General features: G+C 61.3%; 16 protein-coding genes. 12 read left to right on the top strand and 4 right to left on the bottom strand.

What is annotated here, in order from left to right; translation table 11 throughout:
• Nucleotide 1 precedes the first annotated feature (1 nt).
• From AB4Z25_RS22690 to AB4Z25_RS22670, 5 genes are all read left to right on the top strand, one after another.
• Entirely contained in the window at nt 2–904 is a 903-nt protein-coding gene (locus AB4Z25_RS22690; RefSeq protein WP_442209171.1) for a sugar phosphate isomerase/epimerase family protein, read from the top strand.
• Between the two features lie 94 nt (nt 905–998).
• On the top strand, nt 999–2,258 hold the full coding sequence (locus AB4Z25_RS22685; RefSeq protein ID WP_442209169.1) for an ABC transporter substrate-binding protein: 1,260 nt from the start codon (nt 999–1,001) through the stop codon (nt 2,256–2,258).
• Between the two features lie 64 nt (nt 2,259–2,322).
• Nucleotides 2,323–3,231 carry a carbohydrate ABC transporter permease gene (locus AB4Z25_RS22680; RefSeq protein WP_112388935.1) on the top strand — a complete coding sequence of 303 codons (909 nt, stop codon included), beginning with the start codon at nt 2,323–2,325 and terminating at the stop codon, nt 3,229–3,231.
• Nucleotides 3,228–4,115 carry a carbohydrate ABC transporter permease gene (locus AB4Z25_RS22675; protein ID WP_310290226.1) on the top strand — a complete coding sequence of 296 codons (888 nt, stop codon included), beginning with the start codon at nt 3,228–3,230 and terminating at the stop codon, nt 4,113–4,115. Before AB4Z25_RS22680 ends, AB4Z25_RS22675 begins: the two co-directional genes overlap by 4 nt.
• 46 nt (nt 4,116–4,161) lie before the next feature.
• Nucleotides 4,162–5,238 (top strand): ABC transporter ATP-binding protein, encoded by a 1,077-nt coding sequence (locus AB4Z25_RS22670; protein WP_442209167.1) that lies wholly within the window; start codon nt 4,162–4,164, stop codon nt 5,236–5,238.
• 15 nt (nt 5,239–5,253) lie between these two features.
• On the opposite strand, the gene AB4Z25_RS22665 is transcribed toward AB4Z25_RS22670, so the two are convergent.
• Together AB4Z25_RS22665 and AB4Z25_RS22660 are read right to left on the bottom strand one after the other, a co-directional pair.
• Nucleotides 5,254–6,285: an aldo/keto reductase gene (locus AB4Z25_RS22665; RefSeq protein ID WP_442209165.1), complete on the bottom strand. Its 1,032-nt coding sequence runs from the start codon at nt 6,283–6,285 to the stop codon at nt 5,254–5,256.
• Between the two features lie 96 nt (nt 6,286–6,381).
• The gene (locus tag AB4Z25_RS22660) at nt 6,382–7,527 is read right to left on the bottom strand and encodes an alpha-hydroxy acid oxidase (protein WP_442209164.1); all 1,146 of its coding nucleotides are present in this window, start codon (nt 7,525–7,527) and stop codon (nt 6,382–6,384) included.
• Between the two features lie 36 nt (nt 7,528–7,563).
• On the opposite strand from AB4Z25_RS22660, the gene AB4Z25_RS22655 reads away from it, so the two are divergent.
• From AB4Z25_RS22655 to AB4Z25_RS22640, 4 genes are all read left to right on the top strand, one after another.
• Nucleotides 7,564–7,755 (top strand): hypothetical protein, encoded by a 192-nt coding sequence (locus tag AB4Z25_RS22655; RefSeq protein ID WP_442209162.1) that lies wholly within the window; start codon nt 7,564–7,566, stop codon nt 7,753–7,755.
• A 151-nt stretch (nt 7,756–7,906) separates the two neighbouring features.
• On the top strand, nt 7,907–8,407 hold the full coding sequence (locus tag AB4Z25_RS22650; RefSeq protein ID WP_112516507.1) for a MaoC family dehydratase: 501 nt from the start codon (nt 7,907–7,909) through the stop codon (nt 8,405–8,407).
• 6 nt (nt 8,408–8,413) lie between these two features.
• Nucleotides 8,414–9,574: a CaiB/BaiF CoA transferase family protein gene (locus tag AB4Z25_RS22645; RefSeq protein ID WP_442209160.1), complete on the top strand. Its 1,161-nt coding sequence runs from the start codon at nt 8,414–8,416 to the stop codon at nt 9,572–9,574.
• A gap of 20 nt (nt 9,575–9,594) precedes the next feature.
• Nucleotides 9,595–10,701, top strand: coding sequence for an extracellular solute-binding protein (locus tag AB4Z25_RS22640; protein ID WP_442209344.1), 1,107 nt, complete (start codon nt 9,595–9,597; stop codon nt 10,699–10,701).
• Nucleotides 10,702–10,756: 55 nt separating this feature from the next.
• On the opposite strand, the gene AB4Z25_RS22635 is transcribed toward AB4Z25_RS22640, so the two are convergent.
• Complete coding sequence (locus AB4Z25_RS22635) at nt 10,757–11,593, bottom strand: amidohydrolase family protein (RefSeq protein ID WP_442209158.1); 837 nt, start codon at nt 11,591–11,593, stop codon at nt 10,757–10,759.
• A 35-nt stretch (nt 11,594–11,628) separates the two neighbouring features.
• Complete coding sequence (locus AB4Z25_RS22630) at nt 11,629–12,414, bottom strand: IclR family transcriptional regulator (RefSeq protein ID WP_112388940.1); 786 nt, start codon at nt 12,412–12,414, stop codon at nt 11,629–11,631.
• A 166-nt stretch (nt 12,415–12,580) separates the two neighbouring features.
• Here AB4Z25_RS22630 and AB4Z25_RS22625 point away from each other — a divergent pair, with 166 nt between their 5' ends.
• The 3 genes from AB4Z25_RS22625 (at nt 12,581) to AB4Z25_RS22615 (ending at nt 15,776) form a co-directional block, all read left to right on the top strand.
• A complete protein-coding gene (locus AB4Z25_RS22625) occupies nt 12,581–13,891 on the top strand; it encodes an extracellular solute-binding protein (RefSeq protein WP_442209156.1) in 1,311 nt (436 codons plus the stop codon).
• 122 nt (nt 13,892–14,013) lie between these two features.
• Nucleotides 14,014–14,907: a carbohydrate ABC transporter permease gene (locus AB4Z25_RS22620; protein ID WP_112516510.1), complete on the top strand. Its 894-nt coding sequence runs from the start codon at nt 14,014–14,016 to the stop codon at nt 14,905–14,907.
• Between the two features lie 2 nt (nt 14,908–14,909).
• Complete coding sequence (locus AB4Z25_RS22615) at nt 14,910–15,776, top strand: carbohydrate ABC transporter permease (RefSeq protein ID WP_442209154.1); 867 nt, start codon at nt 14,910–14,912, stop codon at nt 15,774–15,776.
• The last annotated feature ends 3 nt before the right edge of the window (nt 15,777–15,779 follow it).

Raw genomic sequence — 15,779 nt, 5'->3', positions numbered from 1 at the left:
CGTGAGCAACCCCGCAAAGTCCATCCGTATCGGCACCATGATCAGCGCCTCCAACGGCGGCGCCGACAAGCGCATCGGCCAGATCGCCGATATGGGTTTCGAAAGTTTCGAGCCGTTCTTCTGGCAGACGACCAACGGCCAGGATCTCGCCGAACTCGGCAAGCGCTCGCGCGACGCGATCGGCGATCGCGACATCACCATCTCGACGCTCGGCATGTTCGGCAACCCGCTCGAAGAGACCGACATCGACCTGCAGACACTGCAGGGCTGGAAGGATTGCATCGACAACGCCCATCATTTCGGCGCCACCTGCGTTGCCGGCTTTACCGGCCGCATCCGCGGAAAGGTGCTGACCGACAGCCTGCCGCGCTACAAGCAGATCTTCGGTGATCTCGCCAAGCGGGCAGCCGACAAGGGCGTCAAGATCGCCTTCGAAAACTGCGCCATGGACGGCAACTGGGCGACAGGCGACTGGAACATCGCTCATAACCCCGATGCCTGGGAGCTGATCTTCAACGAGACACCCGACGACAATATCGGCCTCGAATGGGAACCCTGCCACCAGATGGTCTATCTCATCGAGCCACTGCCGCAGATCCGCAAATGGGCCTCGAAGATTTTCCACGTCCACGGCAAGGACGCGACGGTCCGCTGGGACGTCATCAAGGAGCACGGCATCTTCGGCAAGGAAAAATTTGTCTTCATGCGCACGCCGGGCTTCGGCGACAGCAACTGGACCGACATCATCTCCGAACTGCGATTGGCCGGCTGGTCGGGTTCGATCGATATCGAAGGCTGGCACGACCCTGTTTACCGTGATGCGCTGGAGATGACCGGTCAGGTTCATGCGCTGAACCACCTAAAGCATGCCCGGGGCGGTGATTTTGTTGCCGATCCGGTTTGACTGACCTATCGTGCGGCGTGCGCGGGCGGAGGAGGCCAGGCGTGCAACGCGATCATTTAAGCTTTCGCGGCATGGCCGCTTTTGGGAGGAAAGTATGAAAGCGATATCAAAACTTGCGTTGGCGCTCGGCGTTTCGATGCTGCTGTCCACGACCGTCCATGCCGAGGACAAGACCTTCAAGATCTGGTGGTATGAAGACGCGGCAAGTGCCGCCGGCATCACCTGGAAGAAGGCGCTTGAAACCTTCCAGGAGAAGCACCCCGACGTCAAAGTTCAGTTCGAGCTGAAGACCTTCGACCAGATCACCAAATCCGGCACCATGATCCTGAATTCGGCCGAAGCGCCGGACCTGATGGAATATAACAAGGGCAATGCCGTTGCCGGTCTCGCCGCATCGCAGGGCCTGCTGACCGATCTCGGCGACGTTGCCAAGCAGCGCGGCTGGGACAAGGTTCTCTCCGATGCCAGCAACCAGCTGAGCCGCTACGACGAGAAGGGCATCTACGGCAACGGTCCGCTGATCGGCGTTGCCAATTACGGCGAATTCGTCTCGGTGTTCTACAACGAGAACATGTTCAAGGAAGCCGGCGTCGAGGTTCCCAAGACCCTCGAAGAGATGGAAAAGGTGATGGACGTCTTCGTCAAGAAGGGCGTCACGCCGATCGCAGAGGCCGCCAACGATTACCCGGCCCAGCATCTGATGTATCTCTTCGCGCTGTCGAAGGCCGATCCGAAGTGGGTCAACGACTTCCAGGCCATCCGCACGCCGCTCGATACGGCCCCCTTAGTCTATGCCGGCCAGAAACTGCAGGAGTGGGTCAAGAAGGGCTATATTTCCAAGGATTCGACCGGCCTCAAGGCGCCTGACATGGCGAACCTCTTCGAAACCGGCAAGTCTCCGATGGTTGTGACCGGTACCTGGTACGGTGCCCAGTTCGGCGCCATCAAGAACTTCAAGGCCAGCCAGTTCCTGTTCCCGGGCAATGTCATTTCGCCCGCATCGACCGGCAATATCTGGGTCGTGCCGAAGAACGCCAAGAACAAGGACCTCGCCTACGACTTCATCGACATCACGCTGTCGAAGGATAATCAGGCGCTGTTCGGCAATTCCGGCGGTCTGCCGATCGCCGCAGATCCGGCCATGGTCACCGATCCGGTCGGCAAGATCGAGGTCGAGCTCTTCAACAAGCTCGTCGCCCAGAATGGCCTCGGCTTCTATCCGGACTGGCCGGTTCCCGGCTACTACGACGTCATGCTGAAGGCCACTCAGGCTGTCATCGGCGGATCGGTCACGCCCGAGGAATTCGCCGAACGCCTGAAGGAACCCTACGACGAAGTGCAGGGCGACCAGTAAGTCATCCTGACCGGCAGGGCGCCACGGCGCCCCGCTTCCCCTCTCAAATGAAGCCGGAGGAAATATGTCGGGCGCATCCGCGGACGCACAGCCGGGCAGGGTCTATTGGTTTTACCTGATACCCGGAATGCTTGGTTTCGTGACCATCATTCTCATCCCGTTCGTCATGAATCTGATGATCAGCTTCACGACGTGGAAGGGCATTGGCATTCCGAAGTTCGCCGGTCTGCGCAACTACGAACGGCTGCTGACGGACGATACGTTCTGGCATTCGCTGGTCAACACCGCCGCCTTCGTCTTCGCCATGGCGATCATCCCGACCGCGATCGGCGTTCTTCTTGCCGCGCTTCTGTTCGACTACATCAGTTCGCGCTTTTCCAACGCGCTTGCCAGCTTCTTCCGGGCCGGCTTCTATCTGCCGCAGATCCTGCCGGTCTCGGCCGCCGGCATTCTCTGGGGCTGGATGCTGAACCCGTTCGGCATCATCAACGCCATCCTCGACGCAACCGGCATGGGGAGCCTCAAGCAGAACTGGCTCGGTGAGCCGCAGCTGGCGCTCTGGGCGATCATGGTCGTTATGGTCTGGCTGCAGCTCGGCTATTGCCTCGTCGTCTTCATGTCCGGCCTCGCCCGCGTCGATCCTTCGCTGCAGGAAGCGGCAGAGCTCGATGGTGCTGCCTGGCTGCAGCGCTTCTGGACGATCACCGTACCTCTTCTTAAGCCGGAGATCTTCGTCGTCGGCCTGACCACGACCATCGCCGCGCTCAAGGTTTTCGCGCCGATCTTCGTGCTGACGTCGGGCGGACCCGACAACGCGACGATGGTGCCGTCGCAAATGTCCTATCACGAATTCTTCGCCACCAACCGCGTTGGATACGGCGCGGCCATCACCACGGCGCAGATGCTGATGACCCTCGTCATCTGCTTCATTTTCATCCGCATCCAGTCGCGTCACACGGAGAATGATCGATGAGCGAAGCAGCGATCTCCCTCGACACGGCCGGCCGGCCGGCGCATGCGGCATCGACCGGGTCGATGTATGGATCGTCGCGCTGGTGGGTGCTTGCCGCCATTTCCTTCGCGCTTATCCTCTTCCTGTGCCCCTTCGTGCTGGCCTTCACCAACGCGATCCGGACACCTGAGGACTACGGCACCTACGGGCCGCTCGCCATTCCCCGAAGCTTCGACCTGACCGCGCTCAAGACGTTCTGGAACAATGTCGATTTCACGCAGAAGCTGATCAACAGCACGATCATCAGCGCATCGACAGCCGTTATCGCCGTGCTGCTCAGTCTGTTGAATGCCTATGCGTTCGGCATCGGCAAGGTGAAGGGCAGCAAATACATGCTGACGATCCTGCTCGTCGGCATCATGATCCCGCATGAATCGCTGATCTATCCGATCTACTATCTCTCCAAGGCCGTCGGACTTTTCGACACGATCTGGTCGGTGATCATCGTCTTCTCGGTCCTGCAGAGCGCCTTCGGCACCTATCTTCTCTCGTCGGTCATGACAGCATTTCCGCGCGAGATCATCGAGGCCGCCGAGATGGATGGCGCGACACCCTGGAAAATTCTCTGGACCATCGTCGTGCCGATGCTGATGCCGACGCTGGCGGTGCTGGCGACCTTCTTCTTCATCTGGACGTGGAACGAGTTCCTGCTGCCGCTGGTGCTGCTGGTCTCGAATGTCAACCAGACGGTTTCCGTCTCGATGGGCGTGCTCAACGGCCAGTTTGTACAGACGCCGACGACGACGGCTGCCGCAGCTCTGCTCGGCATTGCGCCGACATTGATCTTCTTCCTGATCTTCCAGCGCACTCTGACGCGCGGCATTGCCGTGGGAGCCGTGAAATGATGCTCGTGAACAATCCGCTCTCCGTTCCAATTACAGGTCGCCTCGCATGAACCAGGACATCCAGATCGAACTCTCCGGAATCGAGAAGCATTACGGCGCCTATCACGCCCTCAAGAATATCAATTTGACGATCCCGAAGGGGCAGTTCGTCGCCCTGGTCGGCCCGTCCGGCTGCGGAAAATCGACGCTGCTGCGCTCGCTGGCAGGCCTCGAACGGATCACCGGCGGCACGATGAAGATCGCCGGCGACGTGATGAACGATGTGCCGCCGCGCATGCGCGATATCGCCATGGTCTTCCAGTCCTATGCGCTCTACCCTCACATGACCGTCGAGCAGAATCTCACCTACTCGCTGCGGATGCGGAAGGTCCCGAAACCGGAGGCCAAGCGCAAGGCGCAGGAGGTGGCGACGATCGCCGGCCTGACGGGCCTGCTGGATCGCTATCCCCGCCAGCTTTCTGGCGGCCAGCGCCAGCGCGTCGCCATGGGCCGGGCTATTATCCGAAACCCCAAGGCCTTTTTGTTCGACGAACCCCTGTCCAATCTCGATGCCGCATTGCGTGTTTCGATGCGCAAGGAAATCCGCGCATTGCACGACCGGCTGCATGCGACGTCGGTCTATGTGACGCACGACCAGATCGAAGCCATGACGATGGCCGACCATGTCGTCGTCATGCGCGAGGGTATCATCGAGCAGCAGGGCAAACCGCTCGATCTCTACGACAGGCCGGCCAACAAGTTCGTTGGCGGATTCATCGGCTCGCCGGCGATGAACTTCATCCCGGCAATCGCCGGCGAAGACGGAAGGAGCCTGGTTCTCGATTTCGGCACCGTAAAGCAAACCATCACTTCCAACCATCAACTACAGCCGGGCGCCAGGGTGACGGCGGGGCTGCGGCCAGAACATCTCGGTATCACCGGGCAGGGGCAGGGGACCTTCGATGTCCCTGTCGCTTTTGTGGAATCGACGGGCTCATCGACCTTCGTCGCGACGGCAACCACGCCCGAAATGACCATCGTCCAGACCGGCCGCAGCGGCGCACATGCGGGCGAGACGATCGGTGTGACCGTCGATCCCGCCCATCTTCATCTCTTCGACGAAACGAGCGGCGTCAGGATCTGACGCCGCCTTCGATTGTCAGCGTCCGCCTTCCATCTTGCGGTGGCGCTGGTTGGTGCCGTTGACGCCGTAGGGATATTGTCCGGGCGTCGGGGCGCTGATGTCGGTCAGCCGCTGCGTTTCTTCATCCGACAGCGTCAGCTTGGCGGCGCCGAGATTGTCGGATAGCTGCTCGGTGGTGCGGGCGCCGAGGATGACCGAGGTCACGGCGGGGCGAGCTGCGGTCCAGGCAAGCGCCACCTGCGCCATGCTGACGCCGCGGGCTCTGGCGATTTCCTCGACCGTGCCGATGATATCCCAGGTGCGCTCCTGCGCGTTGCGCGCCTCGTAGGCCTCGCCGCCACGCTTCGGATTTTCGCCGAGGCGCGTTGCACCCGTCGGCATCTGGTCGCGCTTGTACTTGCCGGTCAGCCAGCCGCCGCCGAGCGGCGACCAGGGAAGCAGGCCCATGCCGGCATCCTGGCAGGCCGCGACGATCTCGAGCTCGATATCGCGCATCAGCAGATTGTATTGCGGCTGCAGCGTCACCGGGCGGGTATAGCCCTTCGCCTTGGCGATTTCCGATGCCTTGGCGATATGCCAGCCGACATAGTTCGAGAAGCCGTAATAGCCGATCTTCCCCGCCGATACGGCGTCATCGAGGAAGCGCAACGTCTCTTCGATCGGCGTTAGAGCGTCCCAGGCATGCATCTGGTAGAGATCGATATAATCCACGCCGAGACGCTTCAGCGATGCATTCAGCGCGTCGTGAAGATGGCGGCGCGACAGGCCGATATCGTTGGGCCCGTCACCCATCGGAAAGCGGCCCTTGGTGGCTATCACGGCCTGCTTGGCCTCCGCCGGCCGCGCCTTCAGCCAGCGGCCGATGATCTCTTCGGAAACGCCGGCGCTGTAAACATCAGCGGTATCGATAAAATTGCCGCCCCAGGCGAAATAGTCGTCGAGCAGCTTGTGCGAGGTCGCCTCATCCGACTCTGCGCCAAATGTCATGGTCCCCAGGCAATAGGCGGTCACGATCGTGCCGCTCGGACCGAGCTTGCGATAATCCATTGAAAATCCTCCATTTCAAAAGACAACGCCAGATCTATCGCGCTGTGCCGTCACACACAACGCTTGCTCTCTCAATCGTGAACGTGAAGGCCCTGATTAGCGGAAACGGATATTCGCGCGGGTGAGCTGGTCGATCGACGAGCAGCCCATCAGCTTCATTCCGCGTTCGAGTTCCGCGTGCATCAGCGTCAGCGCGCGCTCGACGCCTGCCTGACCGGCTCCGGCCAGCGGGAAGAGGTAGTAGCGGCCGAGCCCGACGGCCTTTGCGCCGAGCGACAATGCCTTCAGAACATGGGTGCCGCGCTGCACGCCGCCATCGATCATCACGTCGATCTTGTCTCCGACCGCATCGACGATCTCGGCCAGCTGATCGAAGCCGCTGCGCGAGCCATCCAGCTGGCGGCCGCCGTGATTGGAGAGCACGATGCCGGTGCAGCCGATATCGATCGCCCGCTTGGCGTCCTCGACGGTCATGATGCCCTTGAGGCAGAACTGGCCGCCCCAGGTCTTCACCATGTCGGCTACGTCTTCCCAGTTCATCGCCGGGTCGAGCATCTCGGTGAAGTAGCGGCTGATCGACATGGTGCCACTGCCCATATCGACGTGGCTATCGAGCTGGGGCAGCTTGAACTTCTCGTGGGTGAAGAAGTTGAGTGCCCAGCCAGGCTTGACCGCGAATTGCGCGATGCCGGCGAGGTTCAAACGGAAGGGGATGGAGAAACCAGTGCGCTTGTCGCGCTCGCGGTTGCCGCCGGTGATGCTGTCGACGGTCAGCATCATCACCTGAACGCCCGCTTGCTTGGCGCGGGACATCATCTCGCGGTTCAGGCCGCGGTCCTTGTGGAAATAGAACTGATAGACCTGCGGCGCGCCGCTGATCCGCCGCGCTTCCTCAAGGCTGACGGTGCCGAGCGAGGAAACGCCGAACATCGTATCGAACTTGCCCGCCGCCCGCGCAACCGCCCGTTCGCCGTCATGGTGAAACAGCCGCTGCAGCGCCGTCGGCGAGCAATAGACCGGCATCGCCAGGCGCTGCCCCATGACCGTCACGGACATGTCGACATCGGTAACCCCGCGCAACACGCTCGGCAGCAGATCGCAGCTTTCGAAGGATGCCGTGTTGCGCCGGTAGGTCACCTCGTCGTCAGCCGCGCCATCGATGTAATTGAAGATCGGGCCGGGCAGGCGGCTCTTCGCGAGACGGCGGAAGTCGTGGAAGTTATGGCAATCCGTAAGGCGCATGTTTGTGTCCAGAATCTCGTTGTCGCAGAGCGTCGCTTGCTTGGATTGATCGAGAAGCGCGAGCCACCGGCGGACGGCAAGCGCTACCCTGGTTGGAAATTGGCGGCGGCGCAGGCGGGGAGCCGCGCCGCTATCGTCTTTATACACATCGGCGCGCCGCCGTCGATGAACCTGCCTGACATCATCAGCATTTCGCTGCCGATATTGCGCCGACCGGTCCGGCGCTGATCTTCCATGGTGTCTTGGCACAATCGACAGCTCTTGCAAAGATAACCCATATGTGAAAATAATCTTCACATAAGAAAATTCATGGCCGGGAGGAGGCGTGATCGTGGCGCAGGTGCCGACAGTCGGGATTTCGTCCACCCATCCGTCCGACATGCCGCAAGCGCATGCCGATCTGCCGGTATGGAATGCCGAGAACTGGTTTTACGAGGATTGGCCCGAGGGCCAGAAGATCCGCTCGCTCCGCCGCACGATCGGGGAGAGCGACAGCCACCTTTTCAATGTGCTGGTGACCGACATCCATCCCTATGTGCAGGATCAGATGTTTGCGGAAAAGGACGGCGTGTTCGGGCGGCGTCTCGTTGCCGGCGCCTTCGTCTTCTCGGCAGGGCTCGGCCTCGTCGCCACCAACTGCGTCAACGCCTTTTCCTATGGCTACGACAAGCTGCGCTTCATCAAGCCGGTTTTCATCGGCGATACGATCTACACCATCCGCACGAACCTCGACAAACGCCCGCGCTACAAGGAGCTCGGCCTCATCCGCGCGAGCTACGAGGTTTTCAAGGGCGAAGGCGAATTGGTGCTCTACTGTGAGCATCTGCAAACCGTGAAATACAAGAACCCGGCCGACTTCGCCGGTAAGACAGAAAAGTAAGATGCAATGACGCAATCCAGCGATCTTCCCTTAAGCGGCCTCGTCGTCGTCGACATGAGCCAGTTCCTCTCCGGCCCCTATTGTTCACTGCGCCTGATGGATCTCGGCGCGCGGGTCATCAAGGTCGAACGGCCCGATGGCGGCGACCTTTCGCGCCGGCTCTATCTCAGCGACACCGAAATCGGCGGCGACTCGACGATCTTCCACGCGATCAACCGCGCCAAGGAGAGCCTGGCGATCGACCTGAAGAACGAGAGCGACCTGAAGGCGCTGCGCGCGTTGCTCTTGAAGGCCGATGTCCTGATCCAGAATTTCCGCCCCGGCGTGATCGAACGGCTCGGTCTTCATTACGATGCGGTCAAGGAAATCAATCCGCGCCTCGTCTATGCGTCGATCAGCGGCTATGGCGATGAAGGTCCCTGGGTGAAGCGTCCCGGCCAGGATCTGCTGGCCCAGTCGCGTTCCGGCGTGATGTGGCTGAACGGCGACGAGGATCAGGGTCCTGTGCCGTTCGGTCTGGCGATCGGCGACATGCTGGCGGGAGCGGCTGCGTGCCAGGGCATCCTCGCGGCGTTGGTGCGCCGCGGCATCACCGGCAAGGGTGCGCTCGTCGAGACCAGCCTGCTCGAGGCGCTTGTCGATTTCCAGTTCGAGGTGCTGACCACGCATCTGAACGACGGCAAGCGGCTGCCGAAGCGGTCAAACTTCCGCAGCGCCCATGCCTATCTCGCCGCTCCTTACGGTGTTTACGCTGCCTCGGACGGCTATCTGGCGATCGCCATGACGCCGATCCCGAAGCTCGCCGATCTCCTTGGCATGCCCGAGCTCGATCCTTATCGCGACGATCCGTCCAGCTGGTTCCTGCAGCGCGATGGCATCAAGGAACTGATTGCCAAGCAGATCGCCACCAGGACAATCGACGAGTGGCTGGCAGTGCTGGAGCCGGCCGATATCTGGTGCGCAAAAGTGCTGAATTGGAACGAGCTTATGGACAGCGACGGTTTCAAGTCGCTCGACATGCTGCAGACGGTGACGCGCGAGGACGACGTCTCGATCTTGACGACCCGTTCGCCACTTCGCGTCGATGGCGCCCGCCCGGTCTTCCAGCGCGCTGCCCCCCGGATCGGCGAGCATAGCGCCGCCATTCGCGAGGAGTTCGGCCTGTGAGCAAGGTGACCTTGAAAGGCATGACCTGGAGCCATCCGCGCGGCTACGATCCGATGGTGGCCTGCGCGCGGCTCTTCGAAGAGCAGACGGGCGTAGCAGTCCATTGGGAGAAGCGTTCGCTGCAGGATTTCGAGACCTATCCGGTCGAAGAGCTGGCGCGCGCCTATGACCTCATCGTCATCGATCACCCGCATGTCGGCCAGATCACCAATGAGAAATGCCTCCTGCCGCTCGACGTTTCCGGGCGCGAGGAGGAGCGCATGGCCCTCGAAAAGGGCAGCGTCGGCGCCTCCTATCCGAGCTATCTCTGGCAGGGACATCAATGGGCGTTCCCGATCGATGCGGCGACGCAGGTCCAGGCCTTCCGGCCTGATCGGTTGCCGCAACCGGCCGCGACCTGGCAGGAGGTGATCGCACTGGCGAAGGACGGACGCGTGCTTCTGCCGCTTCGCCCGCCTCACACGCTGATGACCTTCTACACCCTGTCGGCCAACCGCGGGCATCCGTGCCAGACACAGGCTGGGCAGTTGATCGACCCTGAAGCCGGTGCTGAAACCGTCCAGATGATGCGTGAAATCTCCGCGCTGATCGACCCCGCCTGTTTCGAGATGGATCCGATCGCGGTCTTCGAGCAGATGGCGGCTGCCGATAGCAGGATCGTCTGCGTGCCGCTGATCTACGGCTATGTCAGCTATTCGATGCCGGGTTTCCGTGACTGGCTGATCAAGTTTGCCGATATTCCCGTTGCCGGTGATCTCGGGGCAGTCGGCTCGGCGCTGGGCGGCACGGGCATCGCCGTCTCGGCCTTTTCAGGCAATCCCAAGGAGGCGGTCGATTTTGCCTATTGGGTCGCGGGCGCAGGTGTCCAGCGCGGACTGTATGCCAGCGCCGGCGGGCAGCCGGGCCATGCGGCGGCATGGGAAGACGACGCGGTCAATCTGGCAACGGCCGACTTCTATCGCGGCACGCGCGCAACGCTGGAAGGCGCCTGGGTCCGTCCGCGGCACGATGGCTACATGGCGTTCCAGCAGCAGGGATCTGACAGGTTGAATGCCGGATTGAAGAGTGGCGAAAGTGCCGCGGCAATCGTTGCCGATCTGAATAGGCTGTTTGCCGCCAGCTTCTAGGGAGCTGCCCTGGCGCTCCTACCTCTGGGATGAGAGCGCCAGGGCGAGCCTGCTATCAGAGATTCCAGAGCCGTTTCGCATTGGCGGAGAAGACCTTTGTTCGCTCCGCTTCGCTGCTGCCTGCAAACAGCGCGTGGGTGGTTGCAACCCAGGTGGAAAGCCCGCCGCCCAGCGTGCAGACGGGCCAGTCGCTGCCCCAGACGAGGCGGTCCCAGCCGAAATTCGCCGTGACCTGCTCGATATAGGGCCTGAGTGTCTCGACATCCCAGGTCTCCGCATCGGCATAGGCCGCGACGCCCGATACCTTGCAGACGACGTTCGGCCGCTTGGCGACCTCGCGAATGCCGTCCTTCCATACGTCTAAGGCGCCGCTGCTGATCGCCGGCACGCCGCAATGATCGAGGACGAACTGAACCTCGGGTGCGAGGTCGATGAGCGCTAAAACCCGGCTCATCTGATGCGGCAGCGCGCAGATATCGAAGGTCAGCCGCGAGCCGGACATGCGCCTGATGTGCTCGCGAAACACTGCACCCTCGGAGAGTTCGTCGGGAACGACGTGCAGCACGCGGCGAAAGCCTTTGACGAAGGGATCGGCCATCTGCCGCTCGAGATAGCCGGCAAAGCCCTCGTCCTCGGGACGGCAGGCGGCGATGGCGCCACGGATCAGCTGGCCGCTGGTATCCGAGAGCTCTTTGACAACATCGGTTTCGCGCTGCATCTCCCCGGCATCGACATCCACCTCCATGTGCAGCGCTGCATCGATGCCGCAGCGGCGGGCTTCCGATGCATAGGTATTGTAGAGGAAGTCCCGGTCCAGCGCCGGGACGCCGGAGAGCCAGGGGTAGGTCAGTTTCGACCTGTCGATCAGGTGCAGATGGGTATCGATAAGCAAAGCGTCCTCCGCGTTTTGCGATGAATGGACCGCGCTCAGGGCGCGACGTTGACGTCCGATCCGACCAGCAGCGACAATTGTTCGGCGGTCTTCTGGAGATGGGTGATCGTCCGGGTGATATCAGGCGCGGACGGCGCGTTGACCAGCGCGATATAGGGGCAGGTGAGGGCGGCAATACCCCGGCCATCCGGCCCCATGATCGGGGCGGAAAGGTTATAGACGCCGGCGGTCTGGGCGCTGGCCATCATCTCGTATCCCCGCTCGCGGATCTGATCGAGCCTTTCGTAAAAGTCAGGCGTCAGGCGGGGATCGTCCTTGCTGCGGACGTGCTCCGAGATCATCAGTTCACGCTCTTCGGCATCGCGGAAGGCCAGAAGCACATGGCCGGAGCCGGTGTCGAAAAGGTTCACATGCGAGCCGACGCGGATCGAGATACCCCAGTAATCAGGTGCCTCCTGCTGGGCGATAACCACGGCATACCCGCGGTCGAAAACGGCAAGATGATTGGCCTGGCGGGTCTTTTGCGCCAGATCGCGCATCAGCGGCGTTGCGAAGGATGCCAGGCGTCTTGTCGGCGCGTGAAGCTGCGACAGGCCGAATAGCTTGAGCGTCAGCGCGAAGCGGTCGCCCTCCAGCTTGGTGACATAGCCGCGGCGTACCAGGCGGTCGAGCATCCGGTAGAATTCGTTCGGGCTGCGATCGAGCCGCTTCGATATCTCGGCCTGCGTCAGGCCGTCCTCGACGCTGGCGAGCAGTTCCAGAATATCGAGACCCTTGTCGAGCGCGGGCGCGCGGTAACGGTCTGCGTCGTCCATGTCCATGTGCGATCTCCCATGAATGATAGTTGCATATACGCAGATGAACCATTCGAGAAGGGAAAGTTCCGCTTGACGTCGCAACTTTCTTGTCGTTTGTATATAAACATAAAACTCATATGTGAGGAGAGTCGGCGAACTCATCAAGATCGCCGTTGTGGAGGAGAGGAATATGAAAAGATTGCTAGCCAGCCTCGCGGCTGGAATTTCGCTGTTTGCATGCTCTGCCAATGCTGCGGACCTGCCCGGCAAGTTCGAAGGCGTGACGATCGATGCCAAGCTGATCGGCGGACAGCAGTACGAGCCGCTCTACGGACGCATTGCCGAATGGGAAAAGGCGACCGGCGCCAAGGTCAACGTGCTCTCGAAGAAGAACTATTTCGAGCTCGACAAGGAAATGAAGTCGGATATCGCGTCCGGCGATATCAAGTGGTGTGTCGGTTCCAACCACTCGTCCTTCGCGCCGATCTACGAAGGCCTCTACACTGATCTGAAGCCGCTTCTGCCGGCGGAAGAAATCGCCAAGTTCGTCGATTCCACCATTTCGGCTTCGACGATCGACGACAAGCTGGTGATGTTGCCGCGCGCCCAGTTCGACGTTTCGGCGCTGTATTACCAGAAGAGCCTTTACACCGACGAAGCCAAGAAGAAGGCTTTCAAGGAAAAGTACGGCTACGATCTGACGCCGCCCGACACCTGGAAGCAGGTTTCGGATCAGGCGATCTTCTTCTCCAATCCGCCGAATTTCTTCGGCACTCAGTTCCCCGGCAAGGAAGAAGCGATCAACGGACGCTTCTTTGAAATGCTGGTCGCCGAAGGCGGCGAATATCTCGACAAGGACGGCAAGCCTGCGTTCAACTCCGAAGCCGGTGTTCGTGCGCTCGACTGGTTCGTCAACATGTACAAGGCGAAGGCCGTTCCGGCCGGCACCACCAACTATCTCTGGGACGACCTCGGCGCCGGCTTTGCGTCCGGCACCGTGGCGCTCGATCTCGACTGGCCGGGCTGGGCCGCCTACTTCAACGACCCGAAGAACTCCAAGATCGCCGGTAATGTCGGCGTGATCGTCCAGCCTGCCGGTTCGTCCGGCAAGCGGACCGGCTGGTCCGGTCACCACGGCTTCTCGGTCACCGAAGCCTGCGAACACAAGGATGCGGCTGCGTCGCTGGTCTGGTTCCTCACCAACGAGGACTCGCAGAAGATCGAAGCGGCAAACGGCACGCTGCCGACCCGCAAGGCTGTCTGGGACTGGGATATCCAGCAGGCTGCCAGCGATCCTTACAGGAAGGAAGCCCTCGGCGCCTTCCAGGAAGCCATGAAGCATGCCTTCCCGGTTCCGCGCACGCCGGAATGGATCGAGATCTCCAACGCCGTCTATCCGGAGCTGCAGTCCGCCATCCTCGGCGACAAGACCTCCAAGGAAGCGCTCGACGCGGCTGCCGAAAAGGCAACCGGCATCCTCAAGGACGCCGGCGCCCTCTAATCCTGTCATAACAGGTCCCGCATCCGGCGACGGGTGCGGGGCCTCATTTTTGGAAGACCGGAGCGCTTCCCGCGCTCCCTCTTGCGGTCCCGGCGCCCTATCAGGTGTGGACAGGTCACTCGATGTTGAAAAAAATTCCGACACCCATTCTTCTGCTCCTGCCGGCGATCGTCGTGCTGGTCGCAGTCGTCCTGGTTCCCTTGCTGCTTTCGCTTTATTCCAGTTTCACGCCATTCCGCCTGACCCGCCCGCAGACGCTCTATGTCTTCGTCGGCCTGCGCAATTACGTGCGCATCCTGACCGATCCCGTTTTCCTCGCCGCCTTCGTCCGCACCGTCGTGCTTCTGACCATCGCGCTCAATCTGGAAATGCTGCTCGGCCTCGGCCTGGCGCTGCTCGTCAACAAGGCGACGATGGGCCAGCGGGTGCTGCGCACGCTGATGATGTTTCCGATGATGTTCTCGCCCGTGCTCGTCGGCTTCCAGTTCAAGTTCATGTTCAACGACAATGTCGGTCTGATCAACAATGCGCTTCAGGCGCTCGGACTGACCGACAATGCGATCCCGTGGCTGATCGACGGCAATCTGGCGCTATTTTCGATCGTCGTCGCCGAGGTCTGGTCATCGACGTCGGTCTTCGCGATCCTGATCCTCTCGGGCCTGCTCGCCATGCCGCAGGAGCCGGTCGAGGCCGCCCGCGTCGATGGCTGCACGCCGCTTCAGACCTTCCGCTATGTCATCTGGCCGTTCCTGATGCCCTTCGCCTTCATCGCCATGACGATCCGCTCGCTCGACGTCGCGCGCGCCTATGACATCGTCAAGATCATGACCGATGGCGGACCGGCGCGGCGCACGGAGCTGCTGTGGACACTGGTCGGCCGCACCGCCTATGCCGATGCGCAGATGGGCCTCGCCAACGCCATGGCCTATGTCTCGATCATCCTGTCGATCGGCTTCACCGTCTATTTCTTCCGGAAGCTGGCGCTTGCCCGCACCCAAATCGGCGCGGAGTGGTAATCATGGATCGCAACGCTCAACAACGTCTGCGCCGCCGTATCGGCAAGGTTCTCTATCTCATCGGCCTGTTCCTGGCGATGCTCATCATCTGCCTGCCGGGCTTCTGGATCGTCCTCAGCTCGCTGCGCCCGCCGGTCGAGATCATGGCCAAGCCGCCGGTCTGGATCCCCAACGAATTGTCGCTCGATGCTTACCGCGCGATGTTCTCGGGCATCGGCAAGGGCGGCATTCCGATCTGGGATTACTTCCGCAACTCGCTGATCATCTCGATCACCTCGACTGTCATCGCGCTCGTGATCGGCATGTCCGGTGGCTATGCCTTCGCGCGCTTCCGCTTCGCCGGCAAGTCGGCAACCTTCCTCGGCCTGATGCTGACGCGCTCCGTTCCCGGTATCGCGCTCTCGCTGCCGCTGTTCATCGTCTATTCGCGCATCGGCATCATCGATACGCATTTCGGCCTGATCCTGACCTATGTGGCGCTCAACGTGCCCTTCACGATCTGGCTGATCGACGGCTTCTTCCGCCAGGTGCCGAAGGATCTGGCGGAAGCCGCGCAGATCGACGGCTGCACGCGCTGGCAGGCATTCTGGAAGGTCGAGTTTCCGTTGGCCGGTCCCGGCATTGCGTCGGCAGGCATCTTCGCCTTCCTCACCTGCTGGAACGAATATGCGCTGGCCTCGCAGCTGACGCGCTCTGTCAATTCGAAGACACTCCCGGTCGGGCTCCTCGATTATACGGCGGAATTCACCATCGACTGGCGCGGCATGTGTGCGCTTGCGGTCGTGATGATCGTTCCGGCGCTGGCGCTCACCTTCATCATTCAGAAACATCTCGTGTCCGGCCTGACATTCGGCGCGGTCAAAGGTTGATTT

Source organism: Rhizobium sp. RAF36, from assembly GCF_052114105.1.
In the GTDB taxonomy this organism is placed as follows: Bacteria; Pseudomonadota; Alphaproteobacteria; order Rhizobiales; family Rhizobiaceae; genus Rhizobium.
The sequence above is the reverse complement of the archived record's forward strand: the minus strand, read 5'-3'. Positions and strand labels throughout refer to the sequence as shown.

Excerpts from the sequence above, each read along its gene's own strand:
- AB4Z25_RS22685 (WP_442209169.1), top strand. The coding sequence starts at position 999 with ATGAAAGCGATATCAAAACTTGCGTTGGCGCTCGGCGTTTCGATGCTG.
- AB4Z25_RS22650 (WP_112516507.1), top strand. The coding sequence starts at position 7,907 with ATGCCGCAAGCGCATGCCGATCTGCCGGTATGGAATGCCGAGAACTGG.
- AB4Z25_RS22665 (WP_442209165.1), bottom strand. The coding sequence starts at position 6,285 with ATGGATTATCGCAAGCTCGGTCCGAGCGGCACGATCGTGACCGCCTAT.
- AB4Z25_RS22615 (WP_442209154.1), top strand. The coding sequence starts at position 14,910 with ATGGATCGCAACGCTCAACAACGTCTGCGCCGCCGTATCGGCAAGGTT.
- AB4Z25_RS22645 (WP_442209160.1), top strand. The coding sequence starts at position 8,414 with ATGACGCAATCCAGCGATCTTCCCTTAAGCGGCCTCGTCGTCGTCGAC.
- AB4Z25_RS22670 (WP_442209167.1), top strand. The coding sequence starts at position 4,162 with ATGAACCAGGACATCCAGATCGAACTCTCCGGAATCGAGAAGCATTAC.
- AB4Z25_RS22620 (WP_112516510.1), top strand. The coding sequence starts at position 14,014 with ATGTTGAAAAAAATTCCGACACCCATTCTTCTGCTCCTGCCGGCGATC.
- AB4Z25_RS22680 (WP_112388935.1), top strand. The coding sequence starts at position 2,323 with ATGTCGGGCGCATCCGCGGACGCACAGCCGGGCAGGGTCTATTGGTTT.
- AB4Z25_RS22625 (WP_442209156.1), top strand. The coding sequence starts at position 12,581 with ATGAAAAGATTGCTAGCCAGCCTCGCGGCTGGAATTTCGCTGTTTGCA.
- AB4Z25_RS22675 (WP_310290226.1), top strand. The coding sequence starts at position 3,228 with ATGAGCGAAGCAGCGATCTCCCTCGACACGGCCGGCCGGCCGGCGCAT.
- AB4Z25_RS22660 (WP_442209164.1), bottom strand. The coding sequence starts at position 7,527 with ATGCGCCTTACGGATTGCCATAACTTCCACGACTTCCGCCGTCTCGCG.
- AB4Z25_RS22640 (WP_442209344.1), top strand. The coding sequence starts at position 9,595 with ATGACCTGGAGCCATCCGCGCGGCTACGATCCGATGGTGGCCTGCGCG.
- AB4Z25_RS22630 (WP_112388940.1), bottom strand. The coding sequence starts at position 12,414 with ATGGACATGGACGACGCAGACCGTTACCGCGCGCCCGCGCTCGACAAG.